Here is an 18,947-nt window from a genome sequence, read left to right on the forward strand (position 1 = left end):
AATTTGGTGCCCAGGAGAAGACTCGAACTTCCACGACCTTGCGGTCACTGATACCTGAAACCAGCGCGTCTACCAATTCCGCCACCTGGGCACTGAAATCGATGATTGCTCATCTTTTCCGTGTTACAACGTCTGCTCGACGCTGTGGGCGCGAACTATACGGTCGCCCTTTTACCTTGTAAAGCCCTGATGGCGAAAAATTATTGTCGCGCGATGCTGACCCAGAGGGCTTTTTCGCGCTTCAATAGGCATATGGCAAACCGACTCTATATAGAACAGGCGAACACTCTCTAATGGCCGATTGGCAATCCCTCGATCCTGAGGCCGCTCGTGAAGCGGAAAAGTACGAAAACCCCATTCCAAGTCGTGAACTGATCCTCCAGCACCTGGACGAGCGCGGCTCACCTGCGGCGCGTGAAGAGTTGGCCACAGAGTTCGGTCTGGTCAGTGATGAGCAGCTCGAAGCGCTGCGTCGCCGTCTACGCGCCATGGAGCGTGACGGCCAGTTGATCTATACCCGGCGTGGCACCTATGCCCCGGTGGACAAACTTGACCTGATTCTCGGCCGCGTTAGCGGTCACCGTGATGGCTTCGGCTTTCTGGTGCCGGACGACGGCAGCGATGACCTGTTCCTCAGCCCGGCGCAAATGCGCTTGGTATTCGATGGCGACCGTGCGTTGGCGCGGGTTTCCGGTCTGGATCGGCGTGGGCGCCGCGAAGGTGCGATTGTTGAAGTGATCGCCCGTGCCCATGAAAGCATCGTCGGGCGTTACTACGAAGAGCATGGCGTAGGTTTCGTGGTCGCCGACAACCCCAAGATTCAGCAGGAAGTGCTGGTCACGCCCGGCCGTAATGCTGGTGCCAAACAGGGTCAGTTCGTTGAGGTGAAAATCACCCATTGGCCGACTCCGCGTTTCCAGCCGCAGGGTGATGTGATCGAAGTCGTTGGTAACTACATGGCGCCGGGCATGGAGATCGATGTTGCCCTGCGTAGTTATGACATTCCGCATGTCTGGCCTGAAGCCGTGATCAAAGAAGCGCGCAAGCTCAAGCCGGAAGTGGAGGAGAAGGACAAGGAAAAGCGCATTGATCTGCGCCACTTGCCGTTCGTCACCATCGACGGTGAAGATGCCCGCGACTTCGATGATGCGGTGTATTGCGAGAAGAATGGCAGCAACTGGCGGCTGTTCTCCGGCGGCTGGAAGCTCTACGTCGCCATCGCCGACGTATCGCACTACGTGAAGATTGATTCGGCGCTGGACGCCGAGGCTCAGGTGCGCGGCAACTCGGTGTACTTCCCGGAGCGGGTGATCCCGATGCTGCCGGAAGAGCTGTCCAATGGCCTGTGCTCGCTGAACCCGCATGTCGATCGTCTGGCCATGGTGTGCGAGATCAGCATCTCGAAAACCGGCAAGATGACCGATTATCAGTTCTATGAAGCGGTGATTCACTCTCACGCGCGGCTGACTTACAACAAGGTCAGCGCCATGCTTGAACAGCCGAAAAGCAGCGAAGGCAAGGCCCTGCGTGGCGAATATAAGGAGGTGCTGCCGCACCTCAAGCAGCTGTATTCGCTGTATCAGGTATTGCTGGCTGCGCGCCATGAACGTGGGGCCATCGACTTCGAGACTCAGGAAACCCGCATCATCTTCGGTGCTGGACGCAAGATCGCCGAGATCCGCCCGACCCAGCGCAACGATGCGCACAAGCTGATCGAGGAGTGCATGCTGGCGGCCAACGTTGCCACTGCCGCGTTTATGCAGAAGCATGAGATTCCGGCGCTGTACCGCGTGCACGATGGCCCGCCGCCGGAGCGTGTGGAAAAACTCAAGGCATTCCTCACCGAGTTGGGCTTGTCGCTGCATCGTGGCAAGTCCAAGGACGGCCCGACGCCGAAGGACTATCAGCTGCTGCTGGAAAGCATTCGTGAGCGTCCGGATTATCACCTGATCCAGACCGTGATGCTGCGCTCGCTCAGTCAGGCGGTATACAGCGCTGATAATCAGGGCCACTTTGGCCTGAATTACGACGCCTATGCGCACTTCACCTCGCCAATTCGTCGCTACCCGGATCTGCTGATTCATCGGGCGATTCGCAGCGTGATTCGTTCCAAACTCGATACCCCGCACGTCAAGCGTGCTGGTGCGGCGATCATGCCGCGGGCGCGCATCTATCCGTATGACGATGCGATCCTCGAGCAGCTGGGCGAGCAATGCTCGATGTCCGAGCGTCGCGCCGATGAGGCAACCCGTGATGTGGTGAACTGGCTCAAGTGCGAGTTCATGAAGGATCGCGTGGGTGAGACCTTCCCGGGTGTGATTACCGCGGTGACGGGGTTTGGCCTGTTTGTCGAGTTGCAAGACATCTATGTCGAAGGGTTGGTGCACGTCACCGCCCTGCCGGGTGACTACTACCATTTTGACCCGGTGCATCATCGTCTGGCGGGCGAGCGCAGTGGTCGTAGCTTCCGGCTGGGCGACAGCGTTGAGGTCAAGGTTATGCGTGTCGATCTCGACGAGCGCAAGATCGACTTCGAACTGGCCGAAGGCAAAGCGGCTATGCCGGCGGGGGTGGGGCAGCGCCGCGGTGGTTTCGAGTCGGCGGCTGGTCGGGCCGGGCGTCGCAGCGAGCGTGCAGCGCCGGGTAATACCGATGTTGAAAAGAGCCGGGCATTGAAGAAGTCTCTGCTCAACGAGTCGAAAGGCAAACCGGCCAAGGGTGTTGCTGGCAAGGGCGACAGCGCTCGCTCGGCCGCCAAGAGTAAGCCGAGTAGTCATCGCAAGGGCGCAGCTGGTGGTGCGCCGAGCAGCGGCGGGCCGCGCAAGCGTAAGGCGAAGTCATGAGTCAGTTGGAAAAAATCTACGGCGTGCATGCTGTAGAAGCGCTGCTGCGTCACCATCCGAAGCGGGTCAAGCAGATCTGGCTGGCAGAAGGGCGTAATGATCCGCGGGTGCAAACGCTGCTGGCGCTGGCAACGGATGCGCGAGTTACCGTTGGTCAGTGCGAGCGTCGCGAGATGGATGCCTGGGTCGAGGGTGTGCACCAGGGCGTGGTGGCTGATGTCAGCCCCAGTCAGGTGTGGGGCGAAGCCATGCTTGATGAGCTGCTGGACCGCACCGAGGGCGCGCCGCTGTTGCTGGTGCTCGACGGTGTGACCGATCCACATAACCTTGGGGCTTGTCTGCGCACGGCCGATGCTGCTGGTGCGCTGGCTGTAATCGTGCCCAAAGACAAATCCGCCACCTTGAACGCCACTGTGCGCAAGGTGGCCTGCGGTGCGGCGGAAGTGATTCCGTTGGTGGCCGTGACCAACCTGGCGCGCAGTCTGGAGAAGTTGCAGCAGCGCGGTCTGTGGGTCGTCGGTACGGCCGGCGAGGCTGAGCAGGAACTCTACGAACATGACCTGACCGGGCCGACCGTGCTGGTTATGGGCGCCGAAGGCAAAGGCATGCGGCGGCTGACTCGCGAGCACTGTGATTACCTGGTCAAGCTACCCATGGCCGGCAGCGTCAGTAGCCTCAATGTCTCGGTGGCGACCGGTGTCTGTCTGTTTGAAGCACTGCGTCAGCGCAAGGCTGGCAGCAAAGCCTAGTGCCTGTCGGGCGTCTCGCGGCGCCCGTGAATCTGATGTGCAGCGCGACTTTCTCCTGGCCAGGACCTGCTTGCGTATTGTTCAAATAATCACCAGTTTGCCTTGCGTGTGGCAGGGGGCTTCTCTAGAATGTCGCCCCTTGCCGCGACGGCAGGTGCTTTTGCGCCTTTTTGTTGTGGCAAGACAAACAAGTGAACTTCACTCCTTGCCTGACCGCATTTGGCGGCAGGCTACAACCCGTAAGGAGCATTTATGCGTCATTACGAAATCATCTTTCTGGTTCACCCGGACCAGAGCGAGCAAGTCGGCGGCATGGTTGAGCGTTACACCAAGCTGATCGAAGAAGACGGCGGCAAAATTCACCGCCTGGAAGATTGGGGCCGTCGTCAGCTGGCTTACGCCATCAACAACGTCCACAAAGCTCACTACGTCATGCTGAACGTAGAGTGCACCGGCAAAGCCCTGGCTGAGCTGGAAGACAACTTCCGTTACAACGATGCCGTGATCCGTAACCTGGTCATCCGTCGCGACGAAGCCGTTACCGAACAGTCCGAAATGCTGAAAGCTGAGGAAAATCGTAGCGAGCGCCGCGAGCGTCGTGATCGTTCTGAAAGCGCTGACTCTGCCGATGGCGATGACAGCGACAACAGCGACAGCGATAACGCTGACGAGTAATCCACGGATCTATTGAGGAGCCACTCTCATGGCACGTTTCTTCCGTCGTCGTAAGTTCTGCCGTTTCACTGCTGAAGACGTGAAAGAGATCGATTTCAAAGATCTCAACACGCTGAAAGCCTACATCTCGGAAACCGGCAAAATCGTTCCAAGCCGTATCACCGGTACCAAGGCTCGTTATCAGCGTCAGCTGGCTACCGCTATCAAGCGCGCCCGCTTCCTGGCCCTGCTGCCTTACACCGACAGCCACGGCCGCTGAGACCGGATGTTCGACAAGAAGTAAGGGATAAATTGCATGCGCGCCTTGGCTGAATTCATTATGCGCGGCCGTATGCAGGCCACTCTCGTAGTGGTGGTTTCTGCGGCATTGCCGCTGCTGTTCTGGTTGAGTGCTGCCGCTGGAAGCCTGGTGCTTCTGCGGCGCGGTTGGAGTGATGCCGCTGGCATCCTCGCCTGGGCCCTGCTGCCGGCCATTGGCTGGTGGTATTTCGGTGAGCCGCGCACCCTGTTGGTGTTGCTCGGTGCGCTGGGATTGGCGTTGTTGTTACGCGCCAACCTGTCCTGGAATCGTGTGCTGCTGTGCAGTGTGGCATTGGGCCTGGTGTATGGGCTGGTCTTGGGTGCGGTGTTCCGCGAACCCATTGATGCAATGGCGCTTGAGCTGCAAAAGCTGATGCCGCAAATGCTCGATGGGGTTCACCAACAGATGTCGGTGGATGAGCGAGCGCGTCTGGATAGCCTGATTGCACCGGTACTGACCGGATTGATCGCGGCGTTGTTGCAGACAGTCAGCCTGTTGAGCCTGATCCTTGGGCGCTTCTGGCAGGCGCAGTTGTATAACCCGGGTGGTTTTGGCCGCGAGTTTCGCGCGCTGCGCCTCCCGCCTCCGCTGGCGATGCTGTTGCTGGTCGGTATGCTGTTGGGGCCCAATCTGGGTCCGCAAATGGCCATGCTGACACCGCTGTGCAGTGTGCCGCTGGCGTTTGCAGGCATCGCCCTGTTGCATGGGCTGGTGGCGCAAGGGCGGTTGGCGAAGTTCTGGCTGGTTGGGTTGTACATCACGCTGTTGCTGTTTATGCAGCTGACTTATCCGTTACTGGTGGTTTTGGCCATTGTCGACAGTCTGTTTGATTTTCGTGGTCGCTTTGAGCGCAAGCACGGCTCGGGCCCCGCGAACGGTGAAGGTTAAAAGTTAAGAGGTTATTACCAAATGGAACTGATCCTGCTGGAAAAAATCGCCAACCTGGGCAACCTGGGCGATAAAGTGAATGTTAAGGCCGGTTACGGTCGTAACTTCCTGCTGCCGCAAGGCAAAGCCACTGCCGCTACTCCTGCAAACGTTGCTGCGTTTGAAGCGCGTCGCGCCGAGCTGGAAAAACTGGCTGCCGAGAAGAAAGCTTACGCTGAATCCCGCGCTGCTCAGTTGGCTGAACTGGAAGTCACCATCACCGCTACTGCGGGCGATGAAGGCAAACTGTTCGGCTCCATCGGCACTCACGACATCGCTGAAGCCCTGACCGCCTCCGGCGTTGAAGTGGCCAAAGCTGAAGTGCGTCTGCCGAACGGCACCATTCGTCAACTCGGCGAATACGACGTAGCCGTGCACCTGCACAGCGACGTTGAAGCAACCGTCAAGGTTGTCGTCGTAGCAGCCTAATCAGCTCGCGACTAAGTGGGCTTGCACTCAGGTGCCGGGCCGCTAACAATCAGGCACGACATTACGCAAGTGATGTCGTGCCTTTTGTTTTGTGAACACAGAATTTTGCCCAGAGCCCTATGAACGACATCAGCCTGCCCGAACAGTACGACTTGCAAACCTCCGCCCTGAAGGTGCCGCCGCACTCGATCGAGGCCGAGCAAGCCGTACTCGGCGGTCTGATGCTCGACAACAATGCCTGGGAGCGCGTGCTGGATCAGGTCTCCGATGGCGATTTCTATCGACATGACCACCGGCTGATCTTTCGCGCCGTGCACAAGCTGGCCGAACGCAACCATCCCTTTGACGTGGTGACCCTGTCCGAACAACTGGACAAGGAGGGTCAGCTGTCCCAGGTCGGCGGTCTGGCTTATCTCGGCGAGCTGGCCAAGAACACCCCCTCGGTGGCCAACATCAAGGCCTATGCGCAGATCATTCGCGAGCGGGCCACCCTGCGCAAACTGATCGGCATCAGCAACGAGATTGCCGACAGCGCCTATGCCCCGGAAGGGCGTACCGGCGAGGAAATCCTTGATGAAGCCGAGCGGTTGATCTTCCAGATCGCCGAAGCGCGGCCGAAGACCGGTGGCCCGGTGGGGATCAACGACATCCTGGTCAAGGCCATCGATCGCATTGACGAGCTGTTCAACAATGGCGATGCGATTACCGGCTTGTCTACCGGCTTTACCGACCTGGACAACCTGACCAGTGGCCTGCAGCCAGCGGACATGATCATCGTCGCCGGTCGTCCCTCCATGGGTAAGACCACTTTCGCCATGAACCTGGTGGAAAACGCGCTGATGCGCAGCGACAAGTCGATCCTGGTGTACTCCCTGGAGATGCCCTCGGAATCCATTGTGATTCGTATGCTGGCGTCCTTGGGGCGTATCGATCAGACCAAGGTGCGCGCCGGTCGCCTGGATGATGATGATTGGCCGCGGCTGACCAGTGCGGTCAACCTGCTCAACGACCGCAAGCTGTTTATCGACGATACCGCCGGCATCTCGCCGTCGGAAATGCGTGCGCGCACCCGGCGTCTGGCGCGTGAGCACGGTGAGATTGGCCTGATCATGGTCGACTACCTGCAGCTGATGCAGATTCCCGGTTCCAGCGGCGACAGCCGGGTCAACGAGATCTCGGAAATTTCGCGCTCGCTCAAAGCCCTGGCCAAGGAGTTCAACTGCCCGGTGATCGCCCTGTCGCAGCTTAACCGTGGTCTGGAACAGCGCCCGAACAAACGCCCGATCAACTCTGACTTGCGTGAATCCGGTGCGATTGAGCAGGACGCCGACATCATCCTGTTCGTCTACCGCGATGAGGTCTATCACCCGGAAACCGAATACAAGGGCGTGGCCGAAATCATCATCGGTAAGCAGCGTAACGGTCCGCTGGGTACAGCGCGGCTGGCCTTCCTTGGCAAGTATTCACGCTTTGAGAACCTGGCGCCGGGCAGTTATCAGTTCGACGACGAGTAACTGACTCGCGGGCAACAGGCGTTGTTGCCGCGCCAGATCAATAAAAACGGGCGGCCAGTGGTTAAACTGGCCGCCCGTTTGGCTTTAAGGACCCTGCCCCATGCGCCCGCTTGTTGCCACTGTCGATTTATCCGCAATTGCCCACAACTACGCGCAGGCCAAACGCTGTGCGCCGGGGCGGCAGGCGTTTGCGGTGGTCAAGGCGAATGCCTATGGGCATGGCGTACGCGAGGTGGTGACGGCTTTGCACGATGTCGCCGACGGCTTTGCCGTGGCCAGCCTGGAGGAGGCCGCTGAGGTGCGCGCGTTGCATGGCGCGGCGCGGATTCTGTTGCTTGAAGGCTGCTTCGAGGCAGATGAGTACGCCTTCGCCGCGCAGTTGGGCCTGGATGTGGTGCTGCACAGTGAGCAGCAGGCGCAGCAACTGCTCGCGGCCAATCTGGCGCGGCCGCTGAACCTGTGGCTGAAACTGGACAGCGGCATGCATCGCCTGGGCTTCAGCGCTGCTGCCGCGCGTGACTGGCATGGGCGTTTGCAGGGCGCTGCGCAGGTGGCCGAGTTGAATCTGCTCAGTCACTTTGCCTGTGCTGATGAGCGCGGCAGCGAGACCACCGAATGGCAGCTGGAGCAGTTTCTCGATCTGCTGGATCTGGACTTCGCGCAGCGCTCGCTGGCCAACTCGGCGGCGATTCTGACCATCCCGGCTGCGCATATGGATTGGTTGCGCCCCGGCATCATGCTCTATGGCGCTACGCCCTTTGCTGATCTGAGCGCGGCGCAGCTGGGCCTGTGCCCGGCGATGAGCCTGACTGCGCAGCTGATTGCCTGTCGCGAGATTGCTGTTGGTGAAACGGTGGGCTACGGCGACACCTGGCGCGCCGAGCGTGCGTCACGTATCGGCACCGTGAGCTGTGGTTATGCCGACGGTTATCCGCGTCATGCGCCGGCGGGAACACCCGCGGTGATTCTGGGGCAACGGGTACCGGTGGTGGGGCGGGTGTCGATGGACATGCTGACAGTCGATCTCACCGATTTGCCGCAAGCGGTTGAAGGCGACGCTGTGGAGCTGTGGGGGGCGCAGCTGCCGGTGGACGAGGTGGCGCAAGCAGCGGGCACCATCGGTTACGAGTTGCTCAGCAAGGTCACTGCGCGGGTGCCACGCCGTTACCGGCGCGGCTGAATCAGAGCAGGCCGCTGGGCACGCTGAGCACATCTAGGTGTAGGCGTGTGCTGTCGCTGAGCTCGCCATCTTCGCCGCACACTGCCGAGCCTGAACGGCCACGGGTTTTAACCCGATAAAGCATCTCGTCAGCGGCTTTGTATAACGCGGCAAAGTTGCCGGCGTGCTGCGGGTAGAGCGCCACGCCGATGCTGATGGTCACAGTCAGGCGTTCGGCGCCATAGAGCACGGGTTTGGCCAGCTCTGCCAGTAACCGTTCGGCGATTTCCCGCGCGTGCGTTTCGGCGTCTGCGCCGCATACCAGGGCCGCGAACTCGTCGCCTCCCAGGCGGGCCACGGTATCGCCTGCGCGCACATGCTCGCGCAGGCGCTGGGCGATGCACTGCAGCATCAGGTCGCCGGCATCGTGGCCGTGCTTGTCGTTGATCGGCTTGAAATGGTCGAGGTCGATCAGCAGCAGGGCAATCGCTTCATTGTGGCGGCGTGCATTGGCCAGTGCGGTTTCACAGCGCTCAATCAGGTAACGTCGGTTCGGCAACTCGGTCAGCGGGTCGTGAAACGCGGCGTGCTGCAATTCACGCTCGCGTTGCCGCAGGCGTTCATTGGCCGCCGCCAGTTCGGCGGTACGCAGGTCAACCGCGTGCTGCAGTTCAGCGGTATTGGCCTGGGCCTGGGCTAGGCGTGCGGTTTTCTCGCGGTCTGCCTGAAGCACGGCGTCGGCTTTTTCCTGCTTGAGAATCTGGATGCGATAAGCCAGGGCGAAGGAAAACAGAATTGCCTCGGCGGCCACGGCCAACGGGAACAGGTAGGCGGTGGATTCGCCCGGTTGCACCACGCCGGCGGCGCGCAATACCAGCACCACAAAGCTGAGCAGTACGCTGCCATAGCCCAGCAGGTAGAACAGCGCTGGAATAAAACCCTGCTTCCAGCGAATCGCGGAGCTGATCAGCAGGGTGGGTACAGTCACTATCGGAATCAGGCCGATCAGCAGTCCCGTTTCACTGCGATAGCCGGCCAGGTTGACCCCCAGGGCCAGCAGATAGACCACGATGCAGCCATTGAGAATGTGATGCGCCAGGCGCAGGTGGGTGCGAGTGGACAGGAGCTCCTGAGCGAAGCGCAGAATACCCAGGCTGACCAGGATCGGCAGGGTGATGCGGTCCAGCCAGGTGGGCACCGGTCCGTTAGGCCAGAGGTACTGGAAGCCATGGCCGCTCATGCTGGCGATAAACACCAGTGATGCGCCCATGGTCAGTACATACCAGAGGTAGGCGCGGTCGCGCAGGGCCAGCAGGATAAACAGGTTGTACAGCAGCAGGGCGAGAATCACTCCGTAGATCAGGCCGAGCAGCAGATGTTCGCGTTTGGCCAGTTGCTCAAGGTCGTGCAGTTGCCAGGCACGCAGCGGGAAGGAGTTACCGGCGGGGTCATAGGTGCGCAAATAAATGGTCAGCGGCTGTTGCCCAAGGTCTGGCAGGCGGAACACGGCGCGGCGGTAGTCGTGGTCGCGGCCTTTAGCAAAGCCGACGCGCTCGCCGGCCTGACGTTGTTGCCAGTGGCCATCGGCGCCGGGCAGATACAGTTGCAGGTCGAGCAGGGTGACTGCGCCAACCTCCAGCCACCACTGGCTGGGTGCATCGCTGCCGCGCTGCAGGTTGAGCTTGATCCACCAGGGGTTGCGACTCTGGCCGACGCTGGTGCGTCCGGCGGCCGGCTGAAAGCGGCTTTGCACCGCAGGGTCGGCCATATCGGCGATGCTCAGTTGGCCACCGACATCTTCTAGCAGTTCGATTCGATCATTGAGCAGGCTGCCGCTACTCGGGGCGCTCAGAGTGATCGGAGCGGCGTTAAGGGCGCTGCTGGCCAGGAGCAGAACAAGGAGTAGGCGCTGCACTGCGGACTTCCTGTGTCGAGTGGCGTTTGCCGCGAGTATAGGCGCTTATGTGCGGATGATCACAGGAGATCGCTGCTAGTCGTTGGTTGGGTGATGCTGGGCGAGCGGTATCAGCTCAGGCCGCTGGGAACATTCAGCACATCCAGATGCAGGCGTGCTTCGCTGCTCAGTTCGCCATCTTCACCACAAACTGCCCAGCCAGAGCGGCCACGGCTCTTGACCTTGTAGAGCATCTCGTCGGCGGCCTTGTATAGCGTGGTGAAATTGCTGGCGTGGCGTGGGTATAGCGCCACGCCGATACTGATGGTCACGGTCAGGCGTTCGGCACCGTAGATCACCGGCTTGGCCAGTTCGGCCAGCAGGCGGCGGGCAATCTCGCGGGCATGCTGTTCGGCATCGTCGCCACCGATCAGCACGGCAAACTCATCACCACCCAGGCGTGCTACCGCATCACCGGCGCGCACATGTTCGCGTAGACGTTGAGCGATGCTTTGTAGCATCAGGTCGCCGGCGTCGTGGCCATATCGGTCGTTGATCGGTTTGAAGTGGTCGAGGTCAATCAGCAGGAGAGCCGTGGCTTCATTGTGCCGGCGGGCATTGGCCAGCGCCGCTTCGCAGCGCTCGACCAGAAAGCGGCGATTCGGCAGCTCGGTTAACGGGTCGTGGAAGGCGGCGTGTTGCAGTTCGTGTTCGCGCTGCAGCAAGCGCTCGTTGGTGGCCGCGAGTTCGGCTGTACGCTGCTCTACCGAGTGCTTGAGTTCAGCTGCGTTGGCTTGGGCCTGAGCCAGGCGCGCGGTCTTCTCACGATCGACCTGTTCCAGTGCCTCAGCTTTTTCCTGTTTGAGCATCTGAATGCGATAGGCCAGGGCGAACGAGAACAGAATGGTTTCTGCCGCAACCGAAATCGGGAACAGGTAAGCGGTGAAGTTGCTCGGCTCAATCAGCCCGGCGGCGCGCATAACCAGCACAACCGTGCTGGCGAGCACCGCCCCGTAGCCCAGCAGGTAAAAGCGTGAAGGGATAAACCCCTGGTAGCAGCGCACTCCAGCACTGAACAGTGCGGTCGGGACGGTGACAATCGGGGTCAGGGCAATCATCAGCGCACCTTCGGCGCGGTAGCCGAAGGCATTGATCACAATGGCGATGACATAAAGGATGCAGCCTGCATTCAGCAGCCGGTGCGGCCAGATCAAGCCGCGCTTGGTGTAGAGCAGCTCCTGAGTGAAGCGCATGACAAATATGCCCCACAGGGAGGGCAGGGTGATGCGATCGAGCCAGAAGGGCACGGCGTCATCCGGCCAGAGGTACTGAGCGCCGTGGCCGGTCATGCTGAGAATAAAGATCAGCACGCAGGCGGTGGCCATCACGTACCAGAAATAGGCGCGGTCGCGCAGGGCGACCAGGATGAACAGGTTGTACAGCAGCAGGGCGAGAATCACCCCGTAGATCAGGCCGAAGCCGATGTTTTCGTGGCCAGCCTGTTGTGCCAGGTCCTGCAGTTGCCAGATTTTCAGCGGGAAGGAGTTCCCCGCCGGGTCCAGGCTGCGGAAGTACAGGGTTAGCGGCTGTTCGCCAATTTCGGGTAGCTGGAACACCATGCGGCGGTAGGCATAGTCGCGGCCATCCAGATAGGGCACGGCCTCGCCGGTTTCGCGCACCGTCCAGCCGCCTTGGCCGTCCGGTAGATAAAGCTGCAGGTTGAAGATGGTGATGCCGGCATTTTCCAGCCACCACTGGCTGGGAGCATCGCTGCTGCGTTGCAGGGTAACCTTGACCCACCAGGGGTTGCGGCTCTGACCAACGGTGGCGCGGCCTGCCGCCGGCTGGAAGCGACTCTGTACGGCCGGGTCGGCCATGTCGCGGATGGTCAGTTGGGCGCCGACATCTTCCAGCAGTTCAATCTGTTCATTCAATGAACTGCCGCTGCTTTGCGGGGTGAGCACGATTGCGGCTTGGGCCAGGCCATTGGCCAGTGCCAGGCTCAGCGTGAAAAGGATCGAAAAGGCTAAGCGTTGCACCAGATGTGCTCCTGATCTCGGCTATTGGCGGCCGATGTTATGCGCTGGAGTATAGCCGTAAGCCACTACAGGAAGACTACAAGCCGTAAGGGATTTTTACGCGCTTAATCCGAGTGTCTGAGTCGGGTTTGGTTAAAATTTGTGCTATATTCCGCGCCCGCGATTTTCCATCCCTGTTCGCCAACACCGGTCACTTTTCATGCCCATGCAAGCCGCCAAGCCGTTATTCGATTATCCAAAGTACTGGGCCGAGTGTTTCGGGCCGGCGCCGTTCCTGCCAATGAGCCGGGAAGAGATGGATCTGCTGGGCTGGGACAGCTGCGACATCATCATCGTGACCGGTGACGCCTATGTGGATCATCCCTCGTTCGGCATGGCCATTATTGGCCGCCTGCTGGAGTCGCAAGGCTTTCGCGTGGGCATCATTGCCCAGCCGAACTGGCAGTCGAAAGACGACTTTATGAAGCTTGGTGAGCCGAACCTGTTCTTCGGTGTCGCGGCCGGCAACATGGACTCGATGATCAACCGCTACACCGCGGACAAGAAAATCCGCTCCGACGACGCCTACACCCCCGGCGGCCTGGCCGGCAAGCGTCCGGACCGCGCCAGCCTGGTGTACAGCCAGCGCTGCAAGGAAGCCTACAAGCATGTACCGATCGTGCTCGGCGGTATCGAGGCTTCGCTGCGCCGCATTGCCCATTACGATTACTGGCAGGATCGCGTGCGCAACTCGATCCTGATCGACGCCAGCGCCGATATCCTGCTGTACGGCAACGCCGAGCGCGCCATCGTCGAAGTGGCCCAGCGTCTGTCCTATGGCCACAAGATCGAAGACATCACCGATGTGCGCGGCACTGCGTTTATCCGCCGTGATACGCCGCAGGGCTGGTACGAAGTGGACTCCACCCGTATCGACCGCCCGGGCAAGATCGACAAGATCATCAACCCGTATGTGAATACTCAGGACACCCAGGCCTGTGCCATCGAGCAAGAGAAAGGCCTGGTCGAGGACCCGAACGAGCCGAAGGTTGTGCAGATTCTTGCCAGCCCGCGGATGACCCGCGACAAGACGGTGATCCGTCTGCCGTCCATGGAGAAGGTGCGCAACGACCCAGTGCTCTACGCCCACGCCAACCGCGTGCTGCACCTGGAAACCAATCCGGGTAACGCCCGTGCGCTGGTGCAGAAGCATGGCGAAGTGGACGTGTGGTTCAACCCGCCGCCCATTCCCATGACCACCGAAGAGATGGACTACGTGTTCGGCATGCCCTATCAGCGCGTGCCGCACCCGGCCTATGGCAAGGAAAAAATCCCGGCCTACGAGATGATCCGCTTCTCGGTAAACATCATGCGCGGCTGCTTCGGCGGCTGCACCTTCTGCTCGATCACCGAGCACGAAGGGCGGATCATCCAGAACCGCTCGGAAGAGTCGATCATCCGTGAGATCGAAGAAATCCGCGACAAGGTGCCGGGCTTCACCGGGGTGATTTCCGACCTCGGCGGGCCGACTGCCAACATGTACCGTATCGCCTGCAAAAGCCCGGAAATCGAATCCGCGTGCCGCAAGCCGTCCTGCGTGTTCCCCGGCATCTGCCCGAACCTGAATACCGATCACTCCAGCCTCATTCAGCTGTACCGCAGTGCCCGCGCGCTGCCGGGGGTGAAGAAGATTCTTATCGCTTCAGGCCTGCGTTACGATCTGGCCGTCGAGTCGCCGGAGTATGTGAAGGAGCTGGTCACCCACCACGTCGGTGGCTACCTGAAGATCGCCCCGGAGCACACCGAGGAAGGCCCGCTGAATCAGATGATGAAGCCGGGTATTGGCAGCTACGACAAGTTCAAGCGCATGTTCGAGAAGTACTCGAAAGAGGCGGGTAAAGAGCAGTACCTGATCCCGTACTTTATCGCCGCGCACCCCGGCACCACTGACGAGGACATGATGAACCTCGCGCTGTGGCTCAAGGGCAATGGCTTCCGCGCCGACCAGGTGCAGGCGTTCTACCCCTCGCCGATGGCTACCGCCACGGCCATGTACCACTCGGGCAAGAACCCGCTGCGCAAGGTCAGCTACAAGAGCGACGGCGTGACCATCGTCAAGAGCGAAGAACAGCGCCGCCTGCACAAGGCCTTCCTGCGTTACCACGACCCGAAAGGCTGGCCGATGCTGCGTGAGGCGCTGTTGCGCATGGGCCGTGGGGATCTGATCGGCAATGGCAAACACCAGCTGATTCCGGCTTTCCAGCCCAAGGTCGACGAGTACCACAGCGCACGGCGGAAGAACTCGACGCCGGCTGGTAGCCACAAGGTTGCCAAGGACACCGTCAAGGGCAAGCCAATGCTGACCCAGCACACCGGCTTGCCGCCGCGTGATACTGGTGCGGCCGGTGGCAACCCCTGGGACAAGCGCGAGCAGGCCAAGGCCGCAGCGCAGGCGCGCAACCAGCAGGCGGCCAAGGAACGCGCCGATGCCGCGAAAGGCAAAGGCAAGAAGCCGCCGAAGAAGCCGGTGGTGCCGCGCTGATTCTGCAGCCATAAAAAACGCCAGCGCTAAGCTGGCGTTTTTTATGCTGGCGTTTGCCGTTGTATCGCGGCTAAAGCGGAGCGCCGCCCGGCCCCTCCCACGGAGACCGATGTGTTTGTGGGGAGGCTTTAGCCGCGAGCTGTTGCAGTGTTTAGCCGTAGCGTTTGTGCGCCTCGATGGCCAGGCCGCTGCCGATGCTGCCGAAGGTGTTGCCTTCCACGTGCTGGGCGTTGGGCAGCATCGCCGCGACGCTCTGGCGCAACGCCGGAATACCGCTGGAGCCGCCGGTAAAGAACACCGTGTCGACCTGCTCAACACCGACGCAGGCATCGCCGAGCAGTTGGGTGACGCTGGTGCGCACGCGCTCCAGCAGCGGCTCGATGGCGCCTTCAAACAGCTCGCGGGTCAGCTCGGCGACCAGCCCTTCTTCCAGGCGGCTGAGGTCAATGGGCCGGGCATCCTGCTCGGTGAGGGCGATCTTGCTTTCCTCCACCTGCATGGCCAGCCAGTGGCCGTCGCGGCGTTCGATCAGCTGGAACAGACGGTCGATGCCGGTGGGGTCGACGATGTCGTAGCGCATGCTCTGCAACTGGCGCTGCGACTGCGCCGAGTACACCGCGTTGATGGTGTGCCAGGTGGCCAGGTTCAGGTGGGTGCTGGTGGGCATCGGAGCATCGCTCTTCATCCTGCTGCCGTAACCGAACAGCGGCATCACGCCGGCCAGCGACAGTTGCTTGTCGAAGTCGGTACCGCCGATATGCACGCCGCCGGTGGCGAGGATGTCGCTGTGACGATCAGCTACGGCGCGACGTTCGGGCGCCAGACGCACCAGGGAGAAGTCCGAAGTACCGCCACCAATATCGACGATCAGGACCAGCTCTTCGCGGCTGATGCCCGACTCATAGTCGAAGGCTGCCGCAATCGGCTCGTACTGGAACGACACGTCCTTGAAGCCAAGTTTGTGCGCCACGGCTACCAGGGTGTTCTGTGCCTCCAGATCGGCCACCGGGTCATCGTCGACGAAGAACACCGGGCGGCCCAGTACCACTTCTTCAAAGGGCCGGCCCGCAGTGTTTTCCGCGCGGGCTTTTAGCTCGCCGATAAAGAAGCCGAGCAAGTCCTTGAACGGCAGGGCGCTGCCCAGTACGGTGGTTTCGCTTTTCAGCAGCTTTGAGCCCAGCAGGCTTTTCAGCGAGCGCATCAGGCGACCTTCGTAGCCTTCCAGGTACTCCTGCAGGGCCAGGCGACCGTAGACCGGGCGGCGTTCTTCAAGGTTGAAGAACACCACAGAGGGCAAGGTGATCTTGCCGTCTTCCAGGGGAATCAGCGTCTCGGCGTCGGGGCGCAGCCAGCCGACGGTGGAGTTGGAGGTGCCAAAGTCGATGCCGCAGGCGCGGGCGGGCGTGGAAAGGGTCATGCGGCGCGCTGTTCCTGAATAAGTACCGGGAGGTTTTTGGGCATCCTGTCACGAAGCCGGCGAGCGGCTGTTGTGAAGGCGTGCCGCAAAAACGGCCGCGCATTCTATGCGAGTGTGCGGCGCAATGCTGCCCCCGGTTATCCGGTGTGTGCGACTCAGGGCAAAGGCGGGTTGTCAGGGTTGGTGCGGCGGCTCTGCCACTGCGTCCATTCGAAGCCCAGTACCACCAGCAGCGACAGAGCGAATGGCAACAGCAGGTAGAAGCAGCGGAACACGATCAGCGCAGCGAGTACGTCTGCCGCCGGCAGCTCAGGCATCGCTGCGAGGAAGGTCACTTCCAGCACGCCCAGGCCGCCGGGGGCGTGAGACAGCAGCGCCAGCGAGAACGAGGCGAGGAATACGCCGAACACCACCAGGTAGCCAGGGTTGTTCTCCGCCGGCAGGGCGAAGTAGATGATCGCCGCCGCGCAAGCCAGCTCCAGTGGGCCGGCGAGCAACTGGCGGCCGACAATCCCCAGGCGCGGGTATTCGAGATGCAGCTTGCCCCAGTGCCAGGGCTTGAAATGCCGCCAGGAGCCGAGCACATAGAGCGCGACCAACAGCAGCAGGAGTACGCCGATGATTTCGGAGACCAGCGGCGTGACCTTCGCCACGCGGTGGATCAGATCCGGCTCCAGTACCAGCACGCAGCCGCTGGCGAGGATGGTGCCAAGGACGAAAGTGAAGGAGCAGAAGACGATCAGGATGCCGATTTCCTGCGGCGTCATGCCTTTGCTGCGGTAAGCGCGATAACGCACCAGGGCGCCAGAGAATACTGAGGCTCCGATGTTGTGGGCCAGCGCATAAGTGGTGAAGGAGCACAGGCTGATAAAGCGCCAGGAAATCTTTTTGCCCAGGTGAGCCAGGGCGATGCGGTCGTACCAGGCCAGGGCGCTGTAAGCGCCAAGGGTGGCTGCGGCGGCCAGCATCCAATCCAGGCGCGGAATGGCGCGCAGGCTGTCAGCGATTTCATTCAGGGAGATTGTGCGCACTTGGTGATAGAGCAAGTAGCACGACAGCAGCACGGCGCCGAGCCCCACCAGAGTCCAGGCCAGATCGCTCCTTTTCATTACGGATGCAGCTCCACTGAGATCACTCCTTCCTACTGCGACTGTCCTCGCACACGCCTGGGCGAAGGCTGCGCAGTATCACGGAGGCATGGCCGATGCTCAACCTCGGACTTGCCGTTGGCGTTACGGCGTGTGTTGCGCGTGGTGCAGCTCAGCTCCAGCCGAGGGTCAGGGCTGTCAATACAGCATAGCGGGCGGTTTTCGCCAGGCTGACGATCAGCAGGAACACCCACAGGCGTTCGCGCATCAGCCCGGCCACCAGGGTCAGCGGGTCGCCGATGACTGGCACCCAGCTCAGCAGCAGTGACCAGCGGCCGTAACGGGCATAACCGCGTTGCGCCTGTTCCAGGCGCGCGTCGCTGACCGGGAACCAGGGCTTGTGACGAAAGTGTTCGAGGTAGCGGCCGAGCAGCCAGTTGAGCAGCGCGCCAAGAATATTGCCGGCACTGGCCACCGCCAGCAGCGCCCAGGGTGAATAGGCGCCGCTGAGCAGCAGCGCCACCAGCACGCTCTCCGATTGCAGCGGCAGCAGGGTGGCGGCACCCAGGGCCGAAATAAACAGGCCCAAATAAGCGGAGAGCGTCAGCATTCGTGGCCGCGTCAGGCAGCGTCGTTTAGGGCTGTTTTTCCTGCTCGACGTTGGCCATCACCTCTTCCAGTTTGAGGCCGGTCAGGCCGTGGATGGTGCGCCACAGGTAATAGAAGATGGCCATCAGCATGATCATCGAGGGAATCGCGATCATCGGGTAGCTGAGCAGGTTCATCCGTCCCAGTTCGGCGTTGAAGGCTTCGCTGCCGGCTGGGCTGATGACGATCCACTTGGCCAGTGCGTAGTTCATTGCCGAGGAAAAGAAGAAGGTGCCGCTCAGCCAGTAGGTGGCGCGCAGCAGGCGCGCTTCGAACAGTTGGGTGTTGCCGGCCTGTTCCAGGCGCTCGTGAATCTTGTCGACATTGAGCACAGCTTTATTGAACAGCATGGTGCGAATCAGCGGGAAGCGCGTACGCGTCGAGACCAGCACGGCGATGCCGATGATGCCGGGGATCGCCGCTTCCTTGATGGCCAACCATTGATTGTCCAGCTTGAGCAGGCCGATACCGCCGGTCAGTAGTACGCTGACCAGACCGAGCAGGGCGATGAAGTTGAATTTGCGGTACTTGAGCAGCTCGAAGCTGCCCCAGCCCAAGGGGAAAGCCAGAGCCAGGATCAACGCGCCATCGGCCCCGAGACGGCTTTCGCCGCTGAGTTTCATCAGGATCAGAGAGGGGATCAGGATGCTGACCAGCAGATCGATCAGCGGGCGGGGTTTGTGCGTGGCCTGGGTGCTTTGCGTGGTATCGGTCATGTCATTCAAGGTGCGGGAAAGAAACGC

At 61.0% G+C, this 18,947-nt stretch carries 15 protein-coding genes and 1 tRNA gene; 9 read left to right on the forward strand and 7 right to left on the reverse strand.

Annotated features, from left to right (window positions below; all coding sequences use genetic code 11):
* Window positions 1-4 precede the first annotated feature (4 nt).
* Window positions 5-91 (reverse strand) — tRNA-Leu (locus ACOCLD_RS05575).
* A 202-nt stretch (window positions 92-293) separates the two neighbouring features.
* Here ACOCLD_RS05575 and rnr point away from each other — a divergent pair.
* The 8 genes from rnr (at window position 294) to alr (ending at window position 8,618) form a co-directional block, all read left to right on the forward strand.
* Entirely contained in the window at window positions 294-2,843 is a 2,550-nt protein-coding gene (rnr, locus tag ACOCLD_RS05580) for a ribonuclease R (protein WP_422911161.1), read from the forward strand.
* Window positions 2,840-3,592, forward strand: coding sequence for a 23S rRNA (guanosine(2251)-2'-O)-methyltransferase RlmB (gene rlmB / locus ACOCLD_RS05585; RefSeq protein WP_422911162.1), 753 nt, complete (start codon window positions 2,840-2,842; stop codon window positions 3,590-3,592). The genes rnr and rlmB overlap by 4 nt, the downstream gene beginning before the upstream one ends.
* Before the next feature lie 252 nt (window positions 3,593-3,844).
* On the forward strand, window positions 3,845-4,267 hold the full coding sequence (gene rpsF, locus ACOCLD_RS05590) for a 30S ribosomal protein S6 (RefSeq protein ID WP_108485748.1): 423 nt from the start codon (window positions 3,845-3,847) through the stop codon (window positions 4,265-4,267).
* Window positions 4,268-4,295: 28 nt separating this feature from the next.
* The gene (gene rpsR / locus ACOCLD_RS05595) at window positions 4,296-4,526 is read left to right on the forward strand and encodes a 30S ribosomal protein S18 (protein WP_003246847.1); all 231 of its coding nucleotides are present in this window, start codon (window positions 4,296-4,298) and stop codon (window positions 4,524-4,526) included.
* Between the two features lie 36 nt (window positions 4,527-4,562).
* Window positions 4,563-5,456 carry a hypothetical protein gene (locus ACOCLD_RS05600; protein WP_108485747.1) on the forward strand — a complete coding sequence of 298 codons (894 nt, stop codon included), beginning with the start codon at window positions 4,563-4,565 and terminating at the stop codon, window positions 5,454-5,456.
* 21 nt (window positions 5,457-5,477) lie between these two features.
* Window positions 5,478-5,924 carry a 50S ribosomal protein L9 gene (rplI, locus tag ACOCLD_RS05605; protein WP_090376762.1) on the forward strand — a complete coding sequence of 149 codons (447 nt, stop codon included), beginning with the start codon at window positions 5,478-5,480 and terminating at the stop codon, window positions 5,922-5,924.
* Between the two features lie 119 nt (window positions 5,925-6,043).
* Entirely contained in the window at window positions 6,044-7,438 is a 1,395-nt protein-coding gene (gene dnaB, locus ACOCLD_RS05610; protein ID WP_257776929.1) for a replicative DNA helicase, read from the forward strand.
* 100 nt (window positions 7,439-7,538) lie between these two features.
* On the forward strand, window positions 7,539-8,618 hold the full coding sequence (gene alr / locus ACOCLD_RS05615; RefSeq protein WP_422911163.1) for an alanine racemase: 1,080 nt from the start codon (window positions 7,539-7,541) through the stop codon (window positions 8,616-8,618).
* 1 nt (window position 8,619) lies between these two features.
* Here the strand turns inward: alr and ACOCLD_RS05620 are convergent, their stop codons facing one another.
* Window positions 8,620-10,512 carry a diguanylate cyclase domain-containing protein gene (locus ACOCLD_RS05620; RefSeq protein ID WP_422911164.1) on the reverse strand — a complete coding sequence of 631 codons (1,893 nt, stop codon included), beginning with the start codon at window positions 10,510-10,512 and terminating at the stop codon, window positions 8,620-8,622.
* A gap of 110 nt (window positions 10,513-10,622) precedes the next feature.
* Window positions 10,623-12,533, reverse strand: coding sequence for a diguanylate cyclase domain-containing protein (locus ACOCLD_RS05625; RefSeq protein WP_422911763.1), 1,911 nt, complete (start codon window positions 12,531-12,533; stop codon window positions 10,623-10,625).
* Between the two features lie 202 nt (window positions 12,534-12,735).
* Between ACOCLD_RS05625 and ACOCLD_RS05630 the strand changes: the two genes are divergently transcribed.
* Window positions 12,736-15,051 (forward strand): YgiQ family radical SAM protein, encoded by a 2,316-nt coding sequence (locus ACOCLD_RS05630; protein ID WP_422911764.1) that lies wholly within the window; start codon window positions 12,736-12,738, stop codon window positions 15,049-15,051.
* A gap of 151 nt (window positions 15,052-15,202) precedes the next feature.
* Here the strand turns inward: ACOCLD_RS05630 and ACOCLD_RS05635 are convergent, their stop codons facing one another.
* The 4 genes from ACOCLD_RS05635 to ACOCLD_RS05650 all read right to left on the reverse strand — a co-directional run bounded on the left by ACOCLD_RS05635 (window position 15,203) and on the right by ACOCLD_RS05650 (window position 18,920).
* The gene (locus ACOCLD_RS05635; RefSeq protein ID WP_422911165.1) at window positions 15,203-16,468 is read right to left on the reverse strand and encodes an Hsp70 family protein; all 1,266 of its coding nucleotides are present in this window, start codon (window positions 16,466-16,468) and stop codon (window positions 15,203-15,205) included.
* A 155-nt stretch (window positions 16,469-16,623) separates the two neighbouring features.
* Window positions 16,624-17,577 carry a lysylphosphatidylglycerol synthase transmembrane domain-containing protein gene (locus ACOCLD_RS05640; protein WP_422911166.1) on the reverse strand — a complete coding sequence of 318 codons (954 nt, stop codon included), beginning with the start codon at window positions 17,575-17,577 and terminating at the stop codon, window positions 16,624-16,626.
* 151 nt (window positions 17,578-17,728) lie between these two features.
* On the reverse strand, window positions 17,729-18,166 hold the full coding sequence (locus ACOCLD_RS05645; RefSeq protein ID WP_422911167.1) for a YqaA family protein: 438 nt from the start codon (window positions 18,164-18,166) through the stop codon (window positions 17,729-17,731).
* A gap of 25 nt (window positions 18,167-18,191) precedes the next feature.
* On the reverse strand, window positions 18,192-18,920 hold the full coding sequence (locus tag ACOCLD_RS05650) for a VC0807 family protein (protein WP_257777439.1): 729 nt from the start codon (window positions 18,918-18,920) through the stop codon (window positions 18,192-18,194).
* Window positions 18,921-18,947: the final 27 nt, after the last annotated feature.

Origin of the sequence: Pseudomonas cimarronensis (genome assembly GCF_049331905.1) — a bacterium.
GTDB lineage: Bacteria > Pseudomonadota > Gammaproteobacteria > Pseudomonadales > Pseudomonadaceae > Aquipseudomonas.